Source organism: Methylobacterium platani (assembly GCF_001653715.1).
Lineage (GTDB): Bacteria > Pseudomonadota > Alphaproteobacteria > Rhizobiales > Beijerinckiaceae > Methylobacterium > Methylobacterium platani.
In genome coordinates this window covers 73,186-87,199 of sequence record NZ_LWHQ01000034.1, presented here as the reverse complement: position 1 = coordinate 87,199, position 14,014 = coordinate 73,186, and the positions used below count along the sequence as shown (strand labels likewise).

Genomic DNA, 14,014 nt, shown 5'->3' with positions numbered 1-14,014 from the left:
GCCGCGTCGCCCGTCAGAACCCGAATGGGTCCGGATACGGCAGCGCCCGCCGCCGCACCGGCGTCTCCGGCAGGATCGGCCGGCTGATATCCACCGCCACCAGCCCCTCGACCGCCAGCGCCAGCACCGCCGCCACGCCGTCCTGGGCGTTGATCGCCATGGCGGCGCACTCGACGAGGCGACCGGTGCCGCACTCGTCGAGGTGGTGCAGGATCCGCACCCGGTCGCCGGCCGAGACGTGGGTGCGACGGCAGGCCATGATCAGGCGCACGGTCGAGATCCGCGGCTCGGCCCGCAGGGTCGCGGCGCTCTCGATGACGAAGCGGCGGCCGTCCTCGGCCAGCACTGGCTCGCCCGCCACGTAGGCGGTGCGGAACGGGTGGCGGCCGAGATCGGCCTCGGCCACCACGTCGACCAGGAGGCCCGGCTCGTCGGTGCGCCACAGCTCGAAATCGGCGGCGTGCACGACCGTCGCGTCGCCGAGCGTCAGGCGGACCGGAGCGGGCGCCGCGCGCAGGCGTTCCACCGCCGGGTCGAGGGCCGCGACGGCGAGGAGATCCGCCACCAGGGCCGGGCGCGGAACGGCCGCCACCAGCGCCGGGCCGCGGCGAGGCATGCCGCGCACGGCGCCGCGGCGCTGACCCGGGCGCTCGAGCAGGGTCGCCGGATCGAGGAGGGCAGGGGTGCTCATGCGGGCTCCGTGTGGCGCGTGGCGCGGGTTCGACCGACGAGCCACAGTCTTGCATCGAAGGCTCTTTAGGAACATTTAGCGAACATGCCTGCCGGTGGCAACGGATACGAAATTCTCGTTCCGAAAGCACGGCCGTTCCAGGTAGTCCGCCGTCTTCCCAGGTCGTCGCACGAGGCCGATGCCGCGACAAAACATCATCGCGCTGGAACGATTTGTCTGGCCTGGATATCGCGAAAACCCTCGCGCATCCCCATATGGCATGATAGACGGAACAAACGTGGAACCGGTCGTCTCGCCCCGCCCGGAGCCCGCTGTCAGCAGGTGAGATCGATCGACATGAGCGCAACCACGGACAAGCAGATCGCGGACATCCTCGCCACCTACGGCGAGCCGCTGGCCGGCAACGTCTGGCGCGTGCAGGGCACCGCCGTCATCTACCACAAGGCCCTGGAGCGGATCGCCGTGCAGGCCCGCATCCGCTTCGACGCGCCGGTGATCGTGCGGGCGGAGCGGGACGAGGCGGTGATCCTGGTGACCGGCCACATGCCGGGCCCGAACGGCGACCGCACCGAGTGGTCGATCGGCGAGGCGCTGATCGGCGTGAACTACCGCGTGTCGGGCCGGCAGGCGGCCTACGTCTTCGCGATGGCGGAGAAGCGGGCGAAGGACCGGGTGATCCTCAAGCTCGCCGGCCTGCACGGCCTGCTCTACTCCGAGGACGAGGCCGACGAGTTCAAGGCGAGCCGGCCCGACCTCGTGGCGGCGAACCAGTCGCGCCGGCCCGAGCCGGTGCGCGAGCCCGAGGCCGACGAGCCGGATTCCGGCAAGGTGGAGCGGGAGGCCGAGGCGGCGAACGATGCCGACACCCCGCGGGCCGAGGCCGGGTTTGCGTCCGAGACCGAGCTGACCGCGCGCATCGACCAGGCGCAATCGATCAACGCCGTCACCGACCTGATGCTCGCCCCGGAGACGCAAGCCGCCCTCGCCGCGATGCCGCCGGGCCTGCGCGACGAGGTGCGCGAGCACGCCAAGGCCCGGCTGGTGGCGCTCGGCTGGCCCGCCCGCAACCCGGCCAAGGGCCGCAAGGCCGCGGTGGCCTGATCCTCCGCGCCCCCGCCTCGACGAGGCAGGCCGTCCGCTCGCGGACGGCCTTTGTCGTGCGCGCCCCGCGCGTCGTTCGCTCGTCATGGCGCGGACCTGACCGGATCGTGACCGTGGACGGGACATGTTCGCGCTTGCCCCACCGCCTGCGGCACGCATGATCCCGGCCCGGCGCGCGGGAGCGCCGCAGAAGCAGGGGAGGGCCGGCATGGCGACGAGCGACGACGCGCGGGGCAACGGGGCGAACGACCTCGAACAGCTCGACGGCCTGGTGATCCCGCCCTTCTCGCGGCGCGGCTTCGTCATGACGAGCCTGATGACCGGCCTGACGCTCGCCACCACCCGGGTCGAGGCGCAGGCGATCCGCACCGACGAGGCCGGCATCGTCGCCGGCGAGGTGCGCATCCCGGTCGGCGACGGGCCGATGCCGGCCTATCGGGCGATGCCGCAAGGGCCCGGGCCGTTCCCGATCGTGCTGGTCGTGGAGGAGATCTTCGGCGTCCACGACTATATCAAGGACATCTGCCGCCGTCTCGCCAAGGCCGGCTACACCGCGGTGGCGCCGGAGCTGTTCGCCCGCCAGGGCGACGTCTCGACGATGACCGACGTGCAGGAGATCGTCCGGGAAGTGGTCTCGAAGACCCCCGACGCGCAGGTGATGGGCGACCTCGACGCCACCGCCGCCTGGGCCGCCGCCGAGGCCAAGGGCGATCCCGGCAAGCTCGGCATCACCGGCTGGTGCCGCGGCGGGCGCACCGTGTGGCTCTATGCCGCCCACAGCGCCAGCCTGAAGGCCGGCGTCGCCTGGTACGGCAATTTCGGCGGCAACCGCACCGCCATCCAGCCCAAGACCGCCGCCGACGTGATCCCGAACATCCGCGCCCCGATCCTCGGCCTCTACGGCGCCGCCGACACCGGCATCCCGGTCGCCGACGTCGAGAAGGCGCGCGAGGCCGCGAAGGCGGCGGGCAAGGACGTCGAGATCGTGATCTTCCCCGACGCGCCGCACGGCTTCCACGCCGATTACCGGCCGAGCTACCGCAAGGGCCCGGCGGAGGAGGGCTGGACCCGGATGCTGGCGTGGTTCCGCCAGCACGGCGTCGCCTGACCCGATCGGGCCTGATTCGGCCCGGGTGATGCGGCAACCCTTGCATTGCCGCAACACCTCGGGAAGGATGAACACAGGGTCCCGGGAGCTATGCAACCAGTGGGCCGCAAGCTCGTTCCCTGCACATGACCGAGTCCAGCGCCGCCGCGAAGACCCAGCCCGTGATCCTGGTCGTCGAGGACGAACCGGAGGAGCGCTTCCTCGCGGCCACGCTGCTGGAGGAGACCGGCTTCCGCGTCATCGAGGCCGAGACCGCCGAGAAGGCCCTGGCCATCCTGCGCGAGCGCGGCGAGGAGGTGAACGTCGTTTTCTCGGACGTGCGGACCCCGGGCCAGATCGGCGGCTTCGAGCTGGCGCGGATCATCGGCGTCACCTGGCCGCGGGTCCACGTCCTGCTCACCTCCGGCGATGCCGGCGACCAGCCGAGCGACCTGCGCATGTCGGCCACCTTCATCCCCAAGCCCTGGCGCGCCCTCGATATCCTGACGCTGGTCGAGCAGGCGGCGGGGTACCGGGCGGCTGGGGATGCGCATTAGCGGTCTGATGGCTCGCGGCATCCTGTGAGGCCGCGGCGTCGAGGTATTCTCGACGTCCACGCCAGGATTGACACGCTGCTCGTTGTTACAGGGTTCCGCTGCGCATCGCGGGATGGCGCGAAGGATATCGGCGCCGTCGCTGCCGATCAGAACCTGCTAGGGCAGGACGCAATTCAGAGTTCCGAAAATTCATGTGAGACAGTCCACCCCTGCACCTGAGGCGAGGTTGAAGGCAGGGTATGTCATGCCGCTTTGGTTTTATGGCAGACGAACGGTTTCAGAACCCGTTTGGTTGAATCGACAGGATCAGAAGCCTCCCTCGTCATCCTGAAGCCGCGCAATTGAAAACCCGGGATCCGGGACCGCCGATCTTCCAGGATGATTCGAAGCGATGGCCGCCTGATTCTCAAACGCCAGCGGCGATGGATCCTGGGTTCTCGCCTTCGGCGAGCCCCAGGACGACACGGAGTGGTGTCGGCACGTGCGCCAAATCGACCGAATTCTACGATCGAACAGGCTCGCGCACGATCGCGCCCGCGAGACGACCTGCGTGCGCCGTCCCGTCAACGCACCTCGAAGATCCCGTCCACCTCGACGCTCGCATTCGCCGGCAGGCTCGCGACGCCGATCGCCGTGCGGGCGTGGCGCCCGGCCTCGCCGAACAATTCGGCCATCAGGTCGGAGGCGCCGTTCACCGCCTTCGGCACGTCGGGCCAGCCCTGGTTCACCTGCACGAAGCCGCCGAGGCGGTGGCACCGCACCACCCGGTCGAGGTCGCCGTCGAGGGCGAGGCTCAGCGAGGCCAGCAGGTTCAGCGCGGAGATCCGCGCCGCCTCGCGGCCGGTGGCGATGTCGGTCACCGGCCCGGTGAAGCGGACCTCGCCTTCCCACTCGCAGATCTGCCCGGCGAGCCACAGGGTCGGGCCGATGCGCGAGAACGGCAGGAAGGCGCCGCGGGGCTCCGGCACGCGCGGCAGCGTGAGGCCGAGGGCGGACAGGCGGCGGGCGGGCTCGCCGCGCAGGGGAGGGACTTGGGTCATCGAGGCGTCCCGGAGAGCGGCGGATCAGTAGGAGCGGGCGCCGGGGATCGGCGGCGGCACGACGAAGACCCCGCCGGGCGCGGACGGGGGCGCGACGGGAGGCCCGTAGGGACCCGAGCCGTAGGGGCCGAACCCGTAGGATCCCGGGCCGTCGCGGTCGTAACGGGGGACGTCGCGACCGGCCCGGGACCGGTCGTCCCGCCAGCCGTCGCGTCGGTCGCGGTCGCGCCGGCGCGGCATGATCTCGTCCGGATCGTCGCGACCGGCGCTTCGGCGGTCGAGATCCCGCCCGTCGAGATCCGGGCGATCGCGGCCGCGCCGGCCGGAATCCGGGGAGCCGTCGTCGCGGTCGTCGCCGAAAAGCGGGCCGGCATCGCCGCGCCGGCCGAACGGTTCCTCGTGGTCGCGACGGACCGGCGGGCGATCGTCGTCGTCGGCTTGCGCCGCGACGGGGCTGGCGGAGAGGCCGGCGAGCAGGGCCGCGGCCAGCAGGACTTTCATGCGGACGGGACTTTCTCGGGCAGGACTGTGTCGGCAGCGGGATCCTCGCGGCGGAGGACCCGTCGATGGCCGGGCCGGCGATCGGGCGCGATCCGGTCAGGACACCGGGCGTTCGTCCCCGGTGGTGTATTCCCGCCACAGCAGCACCAGGGCCGCCATCACCGCCGGGCCGAGGAACAGGCCGAGCAGCCCGAAGCTCTCGACGCCGCCGAGGATGCCGAGCAGCACCCACAGGAAGGGCAGGCGGGTCGCGCCGCCGATCAGCGCCGGGCGGACGAAATGGTCGGCCACGAAGGTCACGACGAGGCCGGCCGCCGCCACGACGATCGCCGCGGTGACGCCGCCTTGCGCCGCAGCGAGCAGGGCCGCGAGGCCGAAGGCGACGGGGGCCCCGAACGGGATCATGGCGGCGAGCGCCGTGAAGGCGCCGAGCAGCACCGGATGCGGCACGCCGGCGAAGAAATAGACCACGCCGAGCAGGAAGCCCTCGCCGAGCCCGACCAGCACCAGGCCGTCGACGGTGCCGTGCACCGACGCCGCCATCTGGCGCGCCACCCGCTCGCCGCGCGGGCCGAACAGGCGGCGGGCCGCCGACAGCCCCTGCGCCGCCACCGACGGACCGTCGCGGAACAGGAAGAACAGGGTCAGGAGCGTGAAGCTGAACAGCACCGCCCGGTGGACGATCTGGCTGCCGAAGGTGCGCCCGAACCCGACGAGCGACGAGTGGTTGATCGACTGGTCGACGCGCTTGAGGACCTCGGACGAGCCCTGCGGGTGGCTCAGGTTCTCCTGCCACCAGGCCGAGACCTGGGCCGCCCCGAACGGCAGGTGGGAGACGAAGTCCGGCACCGGCCAGCCCTGCTCCTCGATCTGGCGCCAGAACGCCACCGCGTCGTGGGCCTCCCGCGCCGCCTGGATGGCGACGACGACCAGCGGCACCAGGATCACCAGGGCGACCGCGAGGGTGAGGGCGATCGGCCACAGGATGTTGTGCTTGCCCGGCGGCTTGAGCCGCACCAGCCGCTCGCGCAGCGGCCACAGGGCGATCGCCAGGATCACCGCCCAGGCGAGCGCCGGCAGGAACGGATGCAGCACCCAGAGCCCGAGGGCGCCGAGCGCCACGACGAGCGCCGCGCGGGCGAAGGCGGAGGTGCCGCTCGCGGGCGGCGGAGCCGCCGGGGCGAGACCGGGGCCATGACCCGATCCTGGACCGGATCCTGGACCGGTCGGGGGCTTCACGTGTTCCATGCCGGCGTCATCCTCCCCGCGGCGTCGCGGGTCCTCGCATCCGACCTGACCTAGGGCAGGGGGCATCCCGGGGAAGCGTCGCGCGGTTGCCGGCCCGCCCCCCCTCGTGTATGCGGGCCCCTCGACCGGGCCAAGGCCCGGCGGACCCGTTTCGGGTAGGCGGTTTCGTGGCCGGGGCGCGGGCGGTGCCCGGAGGTCGCGCCGTTCGAGCCAGACCTCAGCAGGAAGACGGCTGCACGTCCATGTCCGACACCTTCGACCGCGTCGCCACCATCATCGCCGACGTCGCCGACATCCCGCGCGACAAGATCACGCCGGAGAGCCACGCCATCGACGATCTGGGCATCGACAGCCTGGCCTTCCTCGACATCGCCTTCGAGATCGACAAGACCTTCGGGATCAAGCTGCCGCTCGAGCAATGGACCCAGGAGGTCAACGAGGGCAAGGTGCCGGCCGAGCAGTACTTCGTGCTGAAGAACCTCTGCGAGCGCATCGACGGCCTGGTGGCCGAGAAGGCCGCCAAGGTCTGATCGGGCGGTAAGGCTGTCGCGGGGATGCGCCTCGAATACTTCGACATGATCGACCGGGTCGTCAGCCTCGACCGCGCCAGCGGGCGCATCGAGGCGGTCGCGACGGTGCCGCAGGAGAGCCCGGTCTTCGAGGGGCATTTTCCCGGGCACCCCCTGGTGCCGGGCGTGCTCCTGACCGAGACGATGGCGCAGGCCTCCGGCTACCTGCTGCTCGCCCGTGCGTCGTTCAGCCACATGCCGTTCCTGATGGGCGTCGACAAGGCGCGCTTCCGCACCTTCGTCGGCCCCGGGGCCGAATTGCAGGTCGAGGCGAGCCTGGAGCATGACGGCTCGGGCTATGCCGTGACCAAGGCGGCGATCCGGTCCGAGGGCAAGCCGATCTGCAACGCCGAATTGCGGTTCAGGACCATGCCGTTCCCGGACGGGCTCGGCGCGCTGATGCGCGAGCGCACCGCCCGCATCGGCCTCCCCGACGGAGCGGAATCGTGACAGGGCCGGCCCAAGCGCGAAACGTCGTGGTCACGGGCCTCGGGCTCGTCTCCTGCGCCGGCGAGGGCGTCGCGGCGCATCTCGCGGCCTATCGCTCGGGCGACGGCCCGCGCACCGATGCGGCGACCTTCGCGCCCTATCCCGTCCACCCGGTGGCGCCCCTGACCCTCGACGGGCAGATCCCGAAGAAGTCCGACCAGCGGCAGATGGAGCCGTGGCAGCGGCTCGGCGTCTACGCCGCCGGCCTCGCCCTCGAGGCGGCCGGCGCCAAGGCGGATGCGGCGCTCAAGGCGGCCATGCACCTCGTCGTGGCGGCGGGCGGCGGCGAGCGTGACTACGCGGTCGACGGCCAGATCCTGACCGGGCTGCGCAACGCGGCCGATCCCGGCGCCTACCTCAACGAGCGGCTGCTGAACGACCTGCGGCCGACGCTGTTCCTCGCCCAGCTCTCGAACCTGCTCGCCGGCAACATCGCCATCGTGCACGGGGTGACGGGCGCCTCGCGCACCTTCATGGGCGAGGAATCGAGCGGCGTCGACGCCCTGCGGATCGCGCAGGCGCGGATCGCGGCGGGCCAGCTCGACATCGTCCTCGTCGGCGGCTCGTACAACGCCGAGCGGGCCGACGTGCTGCTGATCCACGAGATGGGCGGCTACCTGAGCAAGCCCGAATACCGGCCGGTCTTCGAGCGCGGCGACGCGCCCGGCTTCATCCTCGGCTCCGGTGCCGCCTTCCTGGTGCTCGAGGCCGAGGGCCACGCCAGGGCGCGCGGCGCCCGGGCGCTCGCCCGCCTCGACGCGGTGGCGAGCGACCGCACGAAGCGGCGGGACGGCAGCGTTGGGGCGAGCCTGGCCGGCCTGTGGGCCAGGACCGGCCTGGCCGAGCCCGACGCCGTGATCTCGGCCGCCACCGGCTGCGCCGGCATCACCGGGGAGGAGCGCGACGCGCTGGCGACCCTGGCGCCGCAGGCGCCGGTCCGGGCGCTCGGCGACCTCACCGGTCACACGCTTGAGGCCGCCGCCCCGTTCGGCGCGGCGCTGGCGGCCGCCCTCGTCGCGGCGGGCGAGGCGCGCGAGGTCGCCGTCACGGCGGTCGGCCATCGCCGGGGCGAGGGCGTGCTGCGCCTCACGACCGCAGGGGAGACCGCATGAGCCGCGACCGCGACGCGATGGGCCGCCCGCTGGTGGCGGTCACCGGCCTCGGCGTGGTGACCTCGCTCGGCCGGGGCGTGTCCGACAACTGGGCCGCGCTCACCGCCGGCCGTTCGGGCATCCACGCCATCACCCGTTTCCCGACCGAGGGCCTGCGCACCCGCATCGCCGGCACGGTCGACTTCATCGCCGCCGATCCGATGGTGGCGCCGAAGCTCTCCGAGCGCTTCGCCGAGGCCGCCGCCGAGGAGGCGATCGGGCAGGCCGGGCTCTCGGGCGATTTTCCGGGCGCGCTGTTCATGGCGGTGCCGCCGGTCGAGATCGAGTGGCCGCAGCGTCAGGCGCTCGCCGAGGCGGCGGCCGCGAACGGCGACGTCACCTACGCCGACCTGTTGCGGGCCGCCGCGAGCCGGCGCTTCGACGACTGGCACGACCTGTTCATCTTCGGCACCGTCGCCGACCGCATCGCCGACCGCTTCGGCACCCGGGGCTCGCCGATCTCGCTCTCGACCGCCTGCTCGTCGGGCGCGACCGCGATCCAGCTCGGCGTCGAGGCGATCCGGCGCGGCGAGGTCGAGGCGGCGCTCTGCATCGGCACCGATGGCTCGGTGAACCCGGAATCGCTGATCCGGTTCTCGCTGCTCTCCGCCCTCTCGACCCAGAACGACCCGCCCGAGGCCGCCTCCAAGCCCTTCGCCAAGAACCGCGACGGGTTCGTGATGGGCGAGGGCGCCGCCGCCCTGGTGCTGGAGGATGCCGCGCGCGCCCGGGCCCGCGGCGCCCGCATCCTCGGCTACGTGCTCGGCTGCGGCGAGAAGGGCGACGGCTTCCACCGCACCCGCTCGAGCCCCGACGGTGCGCCGATCATCGCGGCGATCCGCGCGGCGATCGACGATGCCGGGCTGCATCCCGACCAGATCGACACCGTGAACGCCCACGGCACCGGCACGCCGGAGAACGACAAGATGGAGGCGATGGGCTGCCTCGCGGTGCTCGGCGAGCGGATGCGCTCGGTGCCGATCTCGTCCAACAAGTCGATGATCGGCCACACGCTCACCGCCGCCGGCGCGGTCGAGGCGGCGTTCTCGCTCCTCACCATCGCCCACGGCCGGGTGCCGCCGACCCTCAACTACGCCGTGCCCGATCCGGGCATTCCCCTCGACGTGGTCACGAGTGCCCGCGACGTGCCGGTCGGGACCGTGCTGTCGAACTCGTTCGGCTTCGGCGGCCAGAACACCTGCCTGGTGTTCGGGGCGGAGCCGCGATGAGCGCTCCCGTGCACAACCGGCGCGTCCTCGTCACCGGGGGCGGGCGGGGCCTGGGCGCCGCGATCGTGCGGTCGCTGGCGGCCAGCGGCCACGACGTCGACTTCACCTACCGGGGCTCGCGCGACGCCGCCGAGGCGCTCGCCCTCGAACTCGCCGCGCTCCATCCCGGGCAACGGCTGCGGCCCCACCCGCTCGACCTGTCCGACAAGGCGGCGCTCGACGATTTCTGCGCCGTGATGGAGGGCGAGGCGATCTTCGGCCTCGTGCACAATGCCGGCCAGCCCTGCGACAGCCTCGCGGCGGTGCTCGACCAGGACCGGGCGGAAGCCGCCATGCAGGTCAATTTCTGGTCGCTGACCCGCCTCGCCAAGGCGCTGGTGCGGCCGATGACCCGGGCCAAGGCCGGGCGCATCGTCGCGATCGGCTCGGTGGCGGCGCTCCAGGCCAATCCGGGCAACGCGGCCTATGCGGCGAGCAAGGGCGCGCTGATCGCCTATTGCCGGACGCTCGCGATCGAATCGGCGCGGCGCGGCGTCACCGTCAACGTCGTCGCCCCCGGCTTCATCGACACCGAGATGATGGCGCCCTACGCCGCCTACCGCGCCGGGATGGAGAAGCAGATCCCGACCGGTCGCTTCGCCGCGCCGGCGGAGGTGGCCGATCTGGTCGCATTCCTCGTGGGCCCGGCGGCGGGCTACATCACCGGCGCGGTGCTGCCGGTGGATGGCGGCCTCACCGCCATGATGGGCATCCATCGCACCTGACGAAACGGACCATGCGGCACCCCCTCTCGCGGGCCCTCTTGCGCGCCGCCGCGGCGGCGACCCTCCTCCTCGTTCCGGCATACGCCGAGGCGCAGGATTTCGGCCGGCTCGAGATCTTCCGGGTCGAGGGGCTGCCCCCGGGCGACACGCTCAGCATCCGCGAGGCGCCGGACGCCGACTCCCCGGCCATCGGCCAGGCCCCGTCCCGCGGCCGCCTGCGCGGCTTCGGCTGCACCAACGACACCCCGAGCGGCCTGACCTGGTGCCGGGTGAAGCTCGGGCCGATCGTCGGCTGGGCCAGGCGGCGGTACCTGACGCCGGAGTGAGGGTGCGTTGCCGAAGTGGCACCCTTCCGTTTAAGTCCCGTTCGAGATCGGAGCGCGGGATCCCCTCTCCCGAGTGGGAGAGGGGTAGGGGTGAGGGTGCTACGGTCCTGAGTAAAGCAGTCGCCGTCGTGATGGCAGCGGAACGGTCGACGTTTCACCCGGCACCGTACCACCCTCACCCCTAGCCCCTCTCCCACACGGGAGAGGGGGATCGCGCGAGCCTCGCGACGATCGCGCCCGGTCCCGGGCCGAGGCCGCGAGGCTGCCCGGCGAGACACGATAGGACCCTGATGAAAGCCCTCCAGCTCTTCGGCGACCGCGACCTGCGCCTGACCGAGGTCCCCGACCTGGACGCCCCCGGCCCCGGCGAGGTGCAGATCCGGGTCCGCGCCGTCGGCCTCAACTTCATCGACGTGTGGGGCTTTCGCGGCATGGCCTTCGCCAAGCGCAAGCTGCCGCTCACCGTCGGGGCCGAGGCCGCCGGCGAGGTCGCGGCGCTCGGCGAGGGCGTCGAGGGGTTGAGGGTCGGCGACAAGGTCGCGCCCTACGGCGCGCTCACCTGCGGGAAGTGCCGGGCCTGCCGCGAGGGCCGCGACAACCTGTGCGAGGAGGTCGGCGGCGTGCTCGGCTTCCACGTCGACGGCTTCGCCCGGGACTACGTCAACCTGCCGGCGCGCCTCGTGGTGCGGGTGCCCGACGGCGTCAGCTTCACCGACGCCGCCTGCGCGCCGATCGCCTTCGGCACCGTGCAGCACATGCTGTTCGACAACGCGAAGCTGGAGCCGGGCGAGACCATCCTGGTCCATGCCGGCGGCTCGGGCATCGGCACCACGGCGATCAAGATGGCGAAGGCGATCGGCTGCACGGTGTTCACCACGGTGGGCGACGATGCCAAGGGCGAGAAGGCCAAGGCCTTGGGCGCCGACCACGTCGTCAACTACCGCACCGAGCGTTTCGAGGGCGAGGTACGCAAGGCCACCAAGCGCAAGGGCGTCGACGTGGTGTTCGAGCATGTCGGGCCGGAGACCTGGAACGGCTCGCTGCTGTGCCTCAAGCGCGGCGGGCGGCTCGTCACCTGCGGCTCGACGTCGGGCGTCTCGACCACCATGAACCTGATGCAGCTGTTCCAGCAGCAATACCGCATCACCGGCTCGTTCGGCTGCCGCATCGCCAACATCCGCGATGCGCTCGACAAGATGGCGGACGGCATCACCCCGGTGATCGACACCGTGCTGCCGCTCGCCGATTTCGCGCAGGGGCTGGAGCGGCTCGAATCGCGCAAGGTGTTCGGCAAGATTCTCGTCACGCTCTAAAGGCCACATCCGTCGACGAAGCGCGCGGGGATCACCCCCGCGCCCTTGCGCAAACGCATCCGGCGCGAGAAGAGGCGACGGGCAGGGGGTGACAACCCTGCGCGATCGCGCCTCCCTGCCCGCTCCTCCGCCTGGATTGCTTCGTGAGATCATCGTGCTGCGCCTGAAGCTGAGGCTCTACCGCGCCCTGTCCCGCCTCGCCGGCCTGCCGATGGTCTTCGTGGTCCGCGCCCTGTTCGCGCTCGCCCGCCTGCTCGGACCGGCGCGGGCCGGGGCGGCGGGAGCGGCGATCGCCCGGGGCCTCGGGCCGCGGCTGCCCTCGCACCGCACGGCGCTCGCCAACCTGCGCCGCTCCTTCCCGGAGAAGAGCGAGGCCGAGATCGCCGCCATCGCGCAGGGCTCCTGGGACAATCTCGGCCGCACCGGCGCCGAATACGCGCATCTCGCCGAGATCTTCGACTACGATCCGCAGGCCGCGACGCCGGGGCGGATCGAGGTCGAGGGCATCGAGCATTTCTTCTCGCTGCGCGACGACGGCAAGCCGGGCCTGATCTTCTCGGCCCATCTCGGCAACTGGGAGCTGCCGGCGATCTGCGCCGCCCGCTTCGGCCTGGAGGCGAGCGCGGTGTTCCGCCCGCCGAACAGCCCGGCCGCGGCGCAGCTGGTGCAGGAGGTGCGCCGCGCCACCATGGGCGGCCTGACCGCCGCCGGGCCCGGCGCCGCCTTCAGGATGCAGGGCGTGGTGGAGCGCGGCGGCCATCTCGGCATGCTGGTCGACCAGCACTTCACCCGCGGGGTGGTGGTGGATTTCCTCGGTCAGCCGGCCCTGGTCAACCCGCTGCTGGCCAAGCTCGCCCGGCACTACGATTGCCCGGTCCACGGCGTGCGGGTGATCCGGTTGCCCGGCGGCCGCTTCCGCCTGGAGCTGACCCCCGCCCTCGACCTGCCGCGGGACGCGAGCGGCGCGATCGACGTGCAGGGGGCGATGCAGGCGATGACCGACGTGATCGCGGCCTGGGTGCGGGAGCATCCCGAGCAGTGGCTGTGGATGCACCGGCGCTGGCGCCCGGCGATGCTGCCGGCAGCATTCCGGGCCTCCGCGGTCCGGACCGCCCAGCCTCAAGCCTCAAGCTAACGTGACTTCCGTCCGCTCGCCCGCCGGGTGTTGATGAGGCATGAGACGCGCCGCCCTTCACCGCCTGCTCGCCGGCCTGGCCCCGGCCTGCCTCGGCCTTCCCGCCCCGGCGGGTGCCGGGGACGTCGCGCCGCGGGCGGTGGTCGAGCTGTTCACCAGCCAGGGCTGCTCCGCCTGCCCGCCGGCGGACCGGCTGGTGAACGAGCTCGCCCGCGATCCCGGCGTGATCGCCCTGACCCTGCCGGTCACCTACTGGGACTATCTCGGCTGGAAGGACACGCTTGCCAGCACCTCGTTCACCGCGCGCCAGCGCGCCTATGCCGGCATGCGCGGCGACCGGCAGGTCTTCACCCCGCAGGCGGTGGTGAACGGCGCCGCGACGGTGGTCGGCTCGGACCGGGCGGCGCTCGAGCGCAGCATCCGCGATCCCGGCACCGCCGCGAGCCTGCCGGTGCCGATCCGGGCCGAGGCGGGGCCGGACGGGCTCGCCGTGGAGGTCGGCCCGTCGGCGGAGGCCGGCCGCACCGCCGAATTGTGGCTGCTGCCGGTCGCCCGCCTGCGCGAGGTCGCGATCGGGCGGGGCGAGAACCGGGGCCGCACCGTCACCTACCGCAACGTGGTGCGCGCCATGCACCATGTCGGAAGCTGGCGCGGGGCGCCGGCCCATTACGACGTGCCCCGCTCGGCGCTGGCGGCGGCCGACGCCGATTCCTACGTGCTGGTGCTCCAGGCCGACAATAACGGGCCGGGGCGCATCCTCGGGGCCGCCAAGGGCCCGGGCCTGTAGCACAAGGTCCCGGGGTGCAGCGGCCG

At 72.4% G+C, this 14,014-nt stretch carries 16 protein-coding genes; 12 read left to right on the top strand and 4 right to left on the bottom strand.

The genetic code is table 11. From position 1 onward, the window contains the following. Positions 1–13: 13 nt before the first annotated feature. Positions 14–691: a hypothetical protein gene (locus A5481_RS16855; protein ID WP_048432504.1), complete on the bottom strand. Its 678-nt coding sequence runs from the start codon at positions 689–691 to the stop codon at positions 14–16. A gap of 336 nt (positions 692–1,027) precedes the next feature. On the opposite strand from A5481_RS16855, the gene A5481_RS16850 reads away from it, so the two are divergent. From A5481_RS16850 to A5481_RS16840, 3 genes are all read left to right on the top strand, one after another. Then, positions 1,028–1,792, top strand: coding sequence for a hypothetical protein (locus A5481_RS16850; protein ID WP_048432505.1), 765 nt, complete (start codon positions 1,028–1,030; stop codon positions 1,790–1,792). A gap of 208 nt (positions 1,793–2,000) precedes the next feature. Beyond that, complete coding sequence (locus A5481_RS16845) at positions 2,001–2,900, top strand: dienelactone hydrolase family protein (RefSeq protein ID WP_048432506.1); 900 nt, start codon at positions 2,001–2,003, stop codon at positions 2,898–2,900. 125 nt (positions 2,901–3,025) lie between these two features. Next, positions 3,026–3,436 (top strand): response regulator, encoded by a 411-nt coding sequence (locus tag A5481_RS16840; RefSeq protein WP_048432507.1) that lies wholly within the window; start codon positions 3,026–3,028, stop codon positions 3,434–3,436. 563 nt (positions 3,437–3,999) lie between these two features. Here the strand turns inward: A5481_RS16840 and A5481_RS16835 are convergent. The 3 genes from A5481_RS16835 to A5481_RS16825 all read right to left on the bottom strand — a co-directional run bounded on the left by A5481_RS16835 (position 4,000) and on the right by A5481_RS16825 (position 6,216). After that, positions 4,000–4,476: a RidA family protein gene (locus A5481_RS16835; protein ID WP_048432508.1), complete on the bottom strand. Its 477-nt coding sequence runs from the start codon at positions 4,474–4,476 to the stop codon at positions 4,000–4,002. Between the two features lie 24 nt (positions 4,477–4,500). Continuing rightward, positions 4,501–4,977, bottom strand: coding sequence for a hypothetical protein (locus A5481_RS16830; protein ID WP_048432509.1), 477 nt, complete (start codon positions 4,975–4,977; stop codon positions 4,501–4,503). Between the two features lie 96 nt (positions 4,978–5,073). After that, positions 5,074–6,216 (bottom strand): AI-2E family transporter, encoded by a 1,143-nt coding sequence (locus tag A5481_RS16825; RefSeq protein WP_048432549.1) that lies wholly within the window; start codon positions 6,214–6,216, stop codon positions 5,074–5,076. Positions 6,217–6,467: 251 nt separating this feature from the next. On the opposite strand from A5481_RS16825, the gene A5481_RS16820 reads away from it, so the two are divergent. The 9 genes from A5481_RS16820 to A5481_RS16780 all read left to right on the top strand — a co-directional run bounded on the left by A5481_RS16820 (position 6,468) and on the right by A5481_RS16780 (position 13,988). Continuing rightward, positions 6,468–6,755 (top strand): acyl carrier protein, encoded by a 288-nt coding sequence (locus tag A5481_RS16820; RefSeq protein ID WP_048432510.1) that lies wholly within the window; start codon positions 6,468–6,470, stop codon positions 6,753–6,755. 24 nt (positions 6,756–6,779) lie between these two features. Next, a complete protein-coding gene (locus tag A5481_RS16815; RefSeq protein WP_048432511.1) occupies positions 6,780–7,244 on the top strand; it encodes a 3-hydroxyacyl-ACP dehydratase FabZ family protein in 465 nt (154 codons plus the stop codon). After that, on the top strand, positions 7,241–8,395 hold the full coding sequence (locus A5481_RS16810) for a beta-ketoacyl-ACP synthase (protein WP_048432512.1): 1,155 nt from the start codon (positions 7,241–7,243) through the stop codon (positions 8,393–8,395). The genes A5481_RS16815 and A5481_RS16810 overlap by 4 nt, the downstream gene beginning before the upstream one ends. Further along, positions 8,392–9,663, top strand: coding sequence for a beta-ketoacyl-ACP synthase (locus A5481_RS16805; protein ID WP_048432513.1), 1,272 nt, complete (start codon positions 8,392–8,394; stop codon positions 9,661–9,663). Before A5481_RS16810 ends, A5481_RS16805 begins: the two co-directional genes overlap by 4 nt. Then, positions 9,660–10,427 (top strand): SDR family oxidoreductase, encoded by a 768-nt coding sequence (locus A5481_RS16800; RefSeq protein ID WP_048432514.1) that lies wholly within the window; start codon positions 9,660–9,662, stop codon positions 10,425–10,427. The genes A5481_RS16805 and A5481_RS16800 overlap by 4 nt, the downstream gene beginning before the upstream one ends. 11 nt (positions 10,428–10,438) lie before the next feature. Then, positions 10,439–10,753, top strand: coding sequence for an SH3 domain-containing protein (locus A5481_RS16795; protein WP_048432515.1), 315 nt, complete (start codon positions 10,439–10,441; stop codon positions 10,751–10,753). A gap of 290 nt (positions 10,754–11,043) precedes the next feature. Further along, entirely contained in the window at positions 11,044–12,066 is a 1,023-nt protein-coding gene (locus tag A5481_RS16790) for a zinc-binding dehydrogenase (RefSeq protein WP_048432516.1), read from the top strand. 154 nt (positions 12,067–12,220) lie between these two features. Beyond that, the gene (locus tag A5481_RS16785) at positions 12,221–13,201 is read left to right on the top strand and encodes a lipid A biosynthesis lauroyl acyltransferase (RefSeq protein ID WP_048432550.1); all 981 of its coding nucleotides are present in this window, start codon (positions 12,221–12,223) and stop codon (positions 13,199–13,201) included. A 40-nt stretch (positions 13,202–13,241) separates the two neighbouring features. After that, the gene (locus A5481_RS16780) at positions 13,242–13,988 is read left to right on the top strand and encodes a DUF1223 domain-containing protein (protein WP_048432517.1); all 747 of its coding nucleotides are present in this window, start codon (positions 13,242–13,244) and stop codon (positions 13,986–13,988) included. Positions 13,989–14,014: the final 26 nt, after the last annotated feature.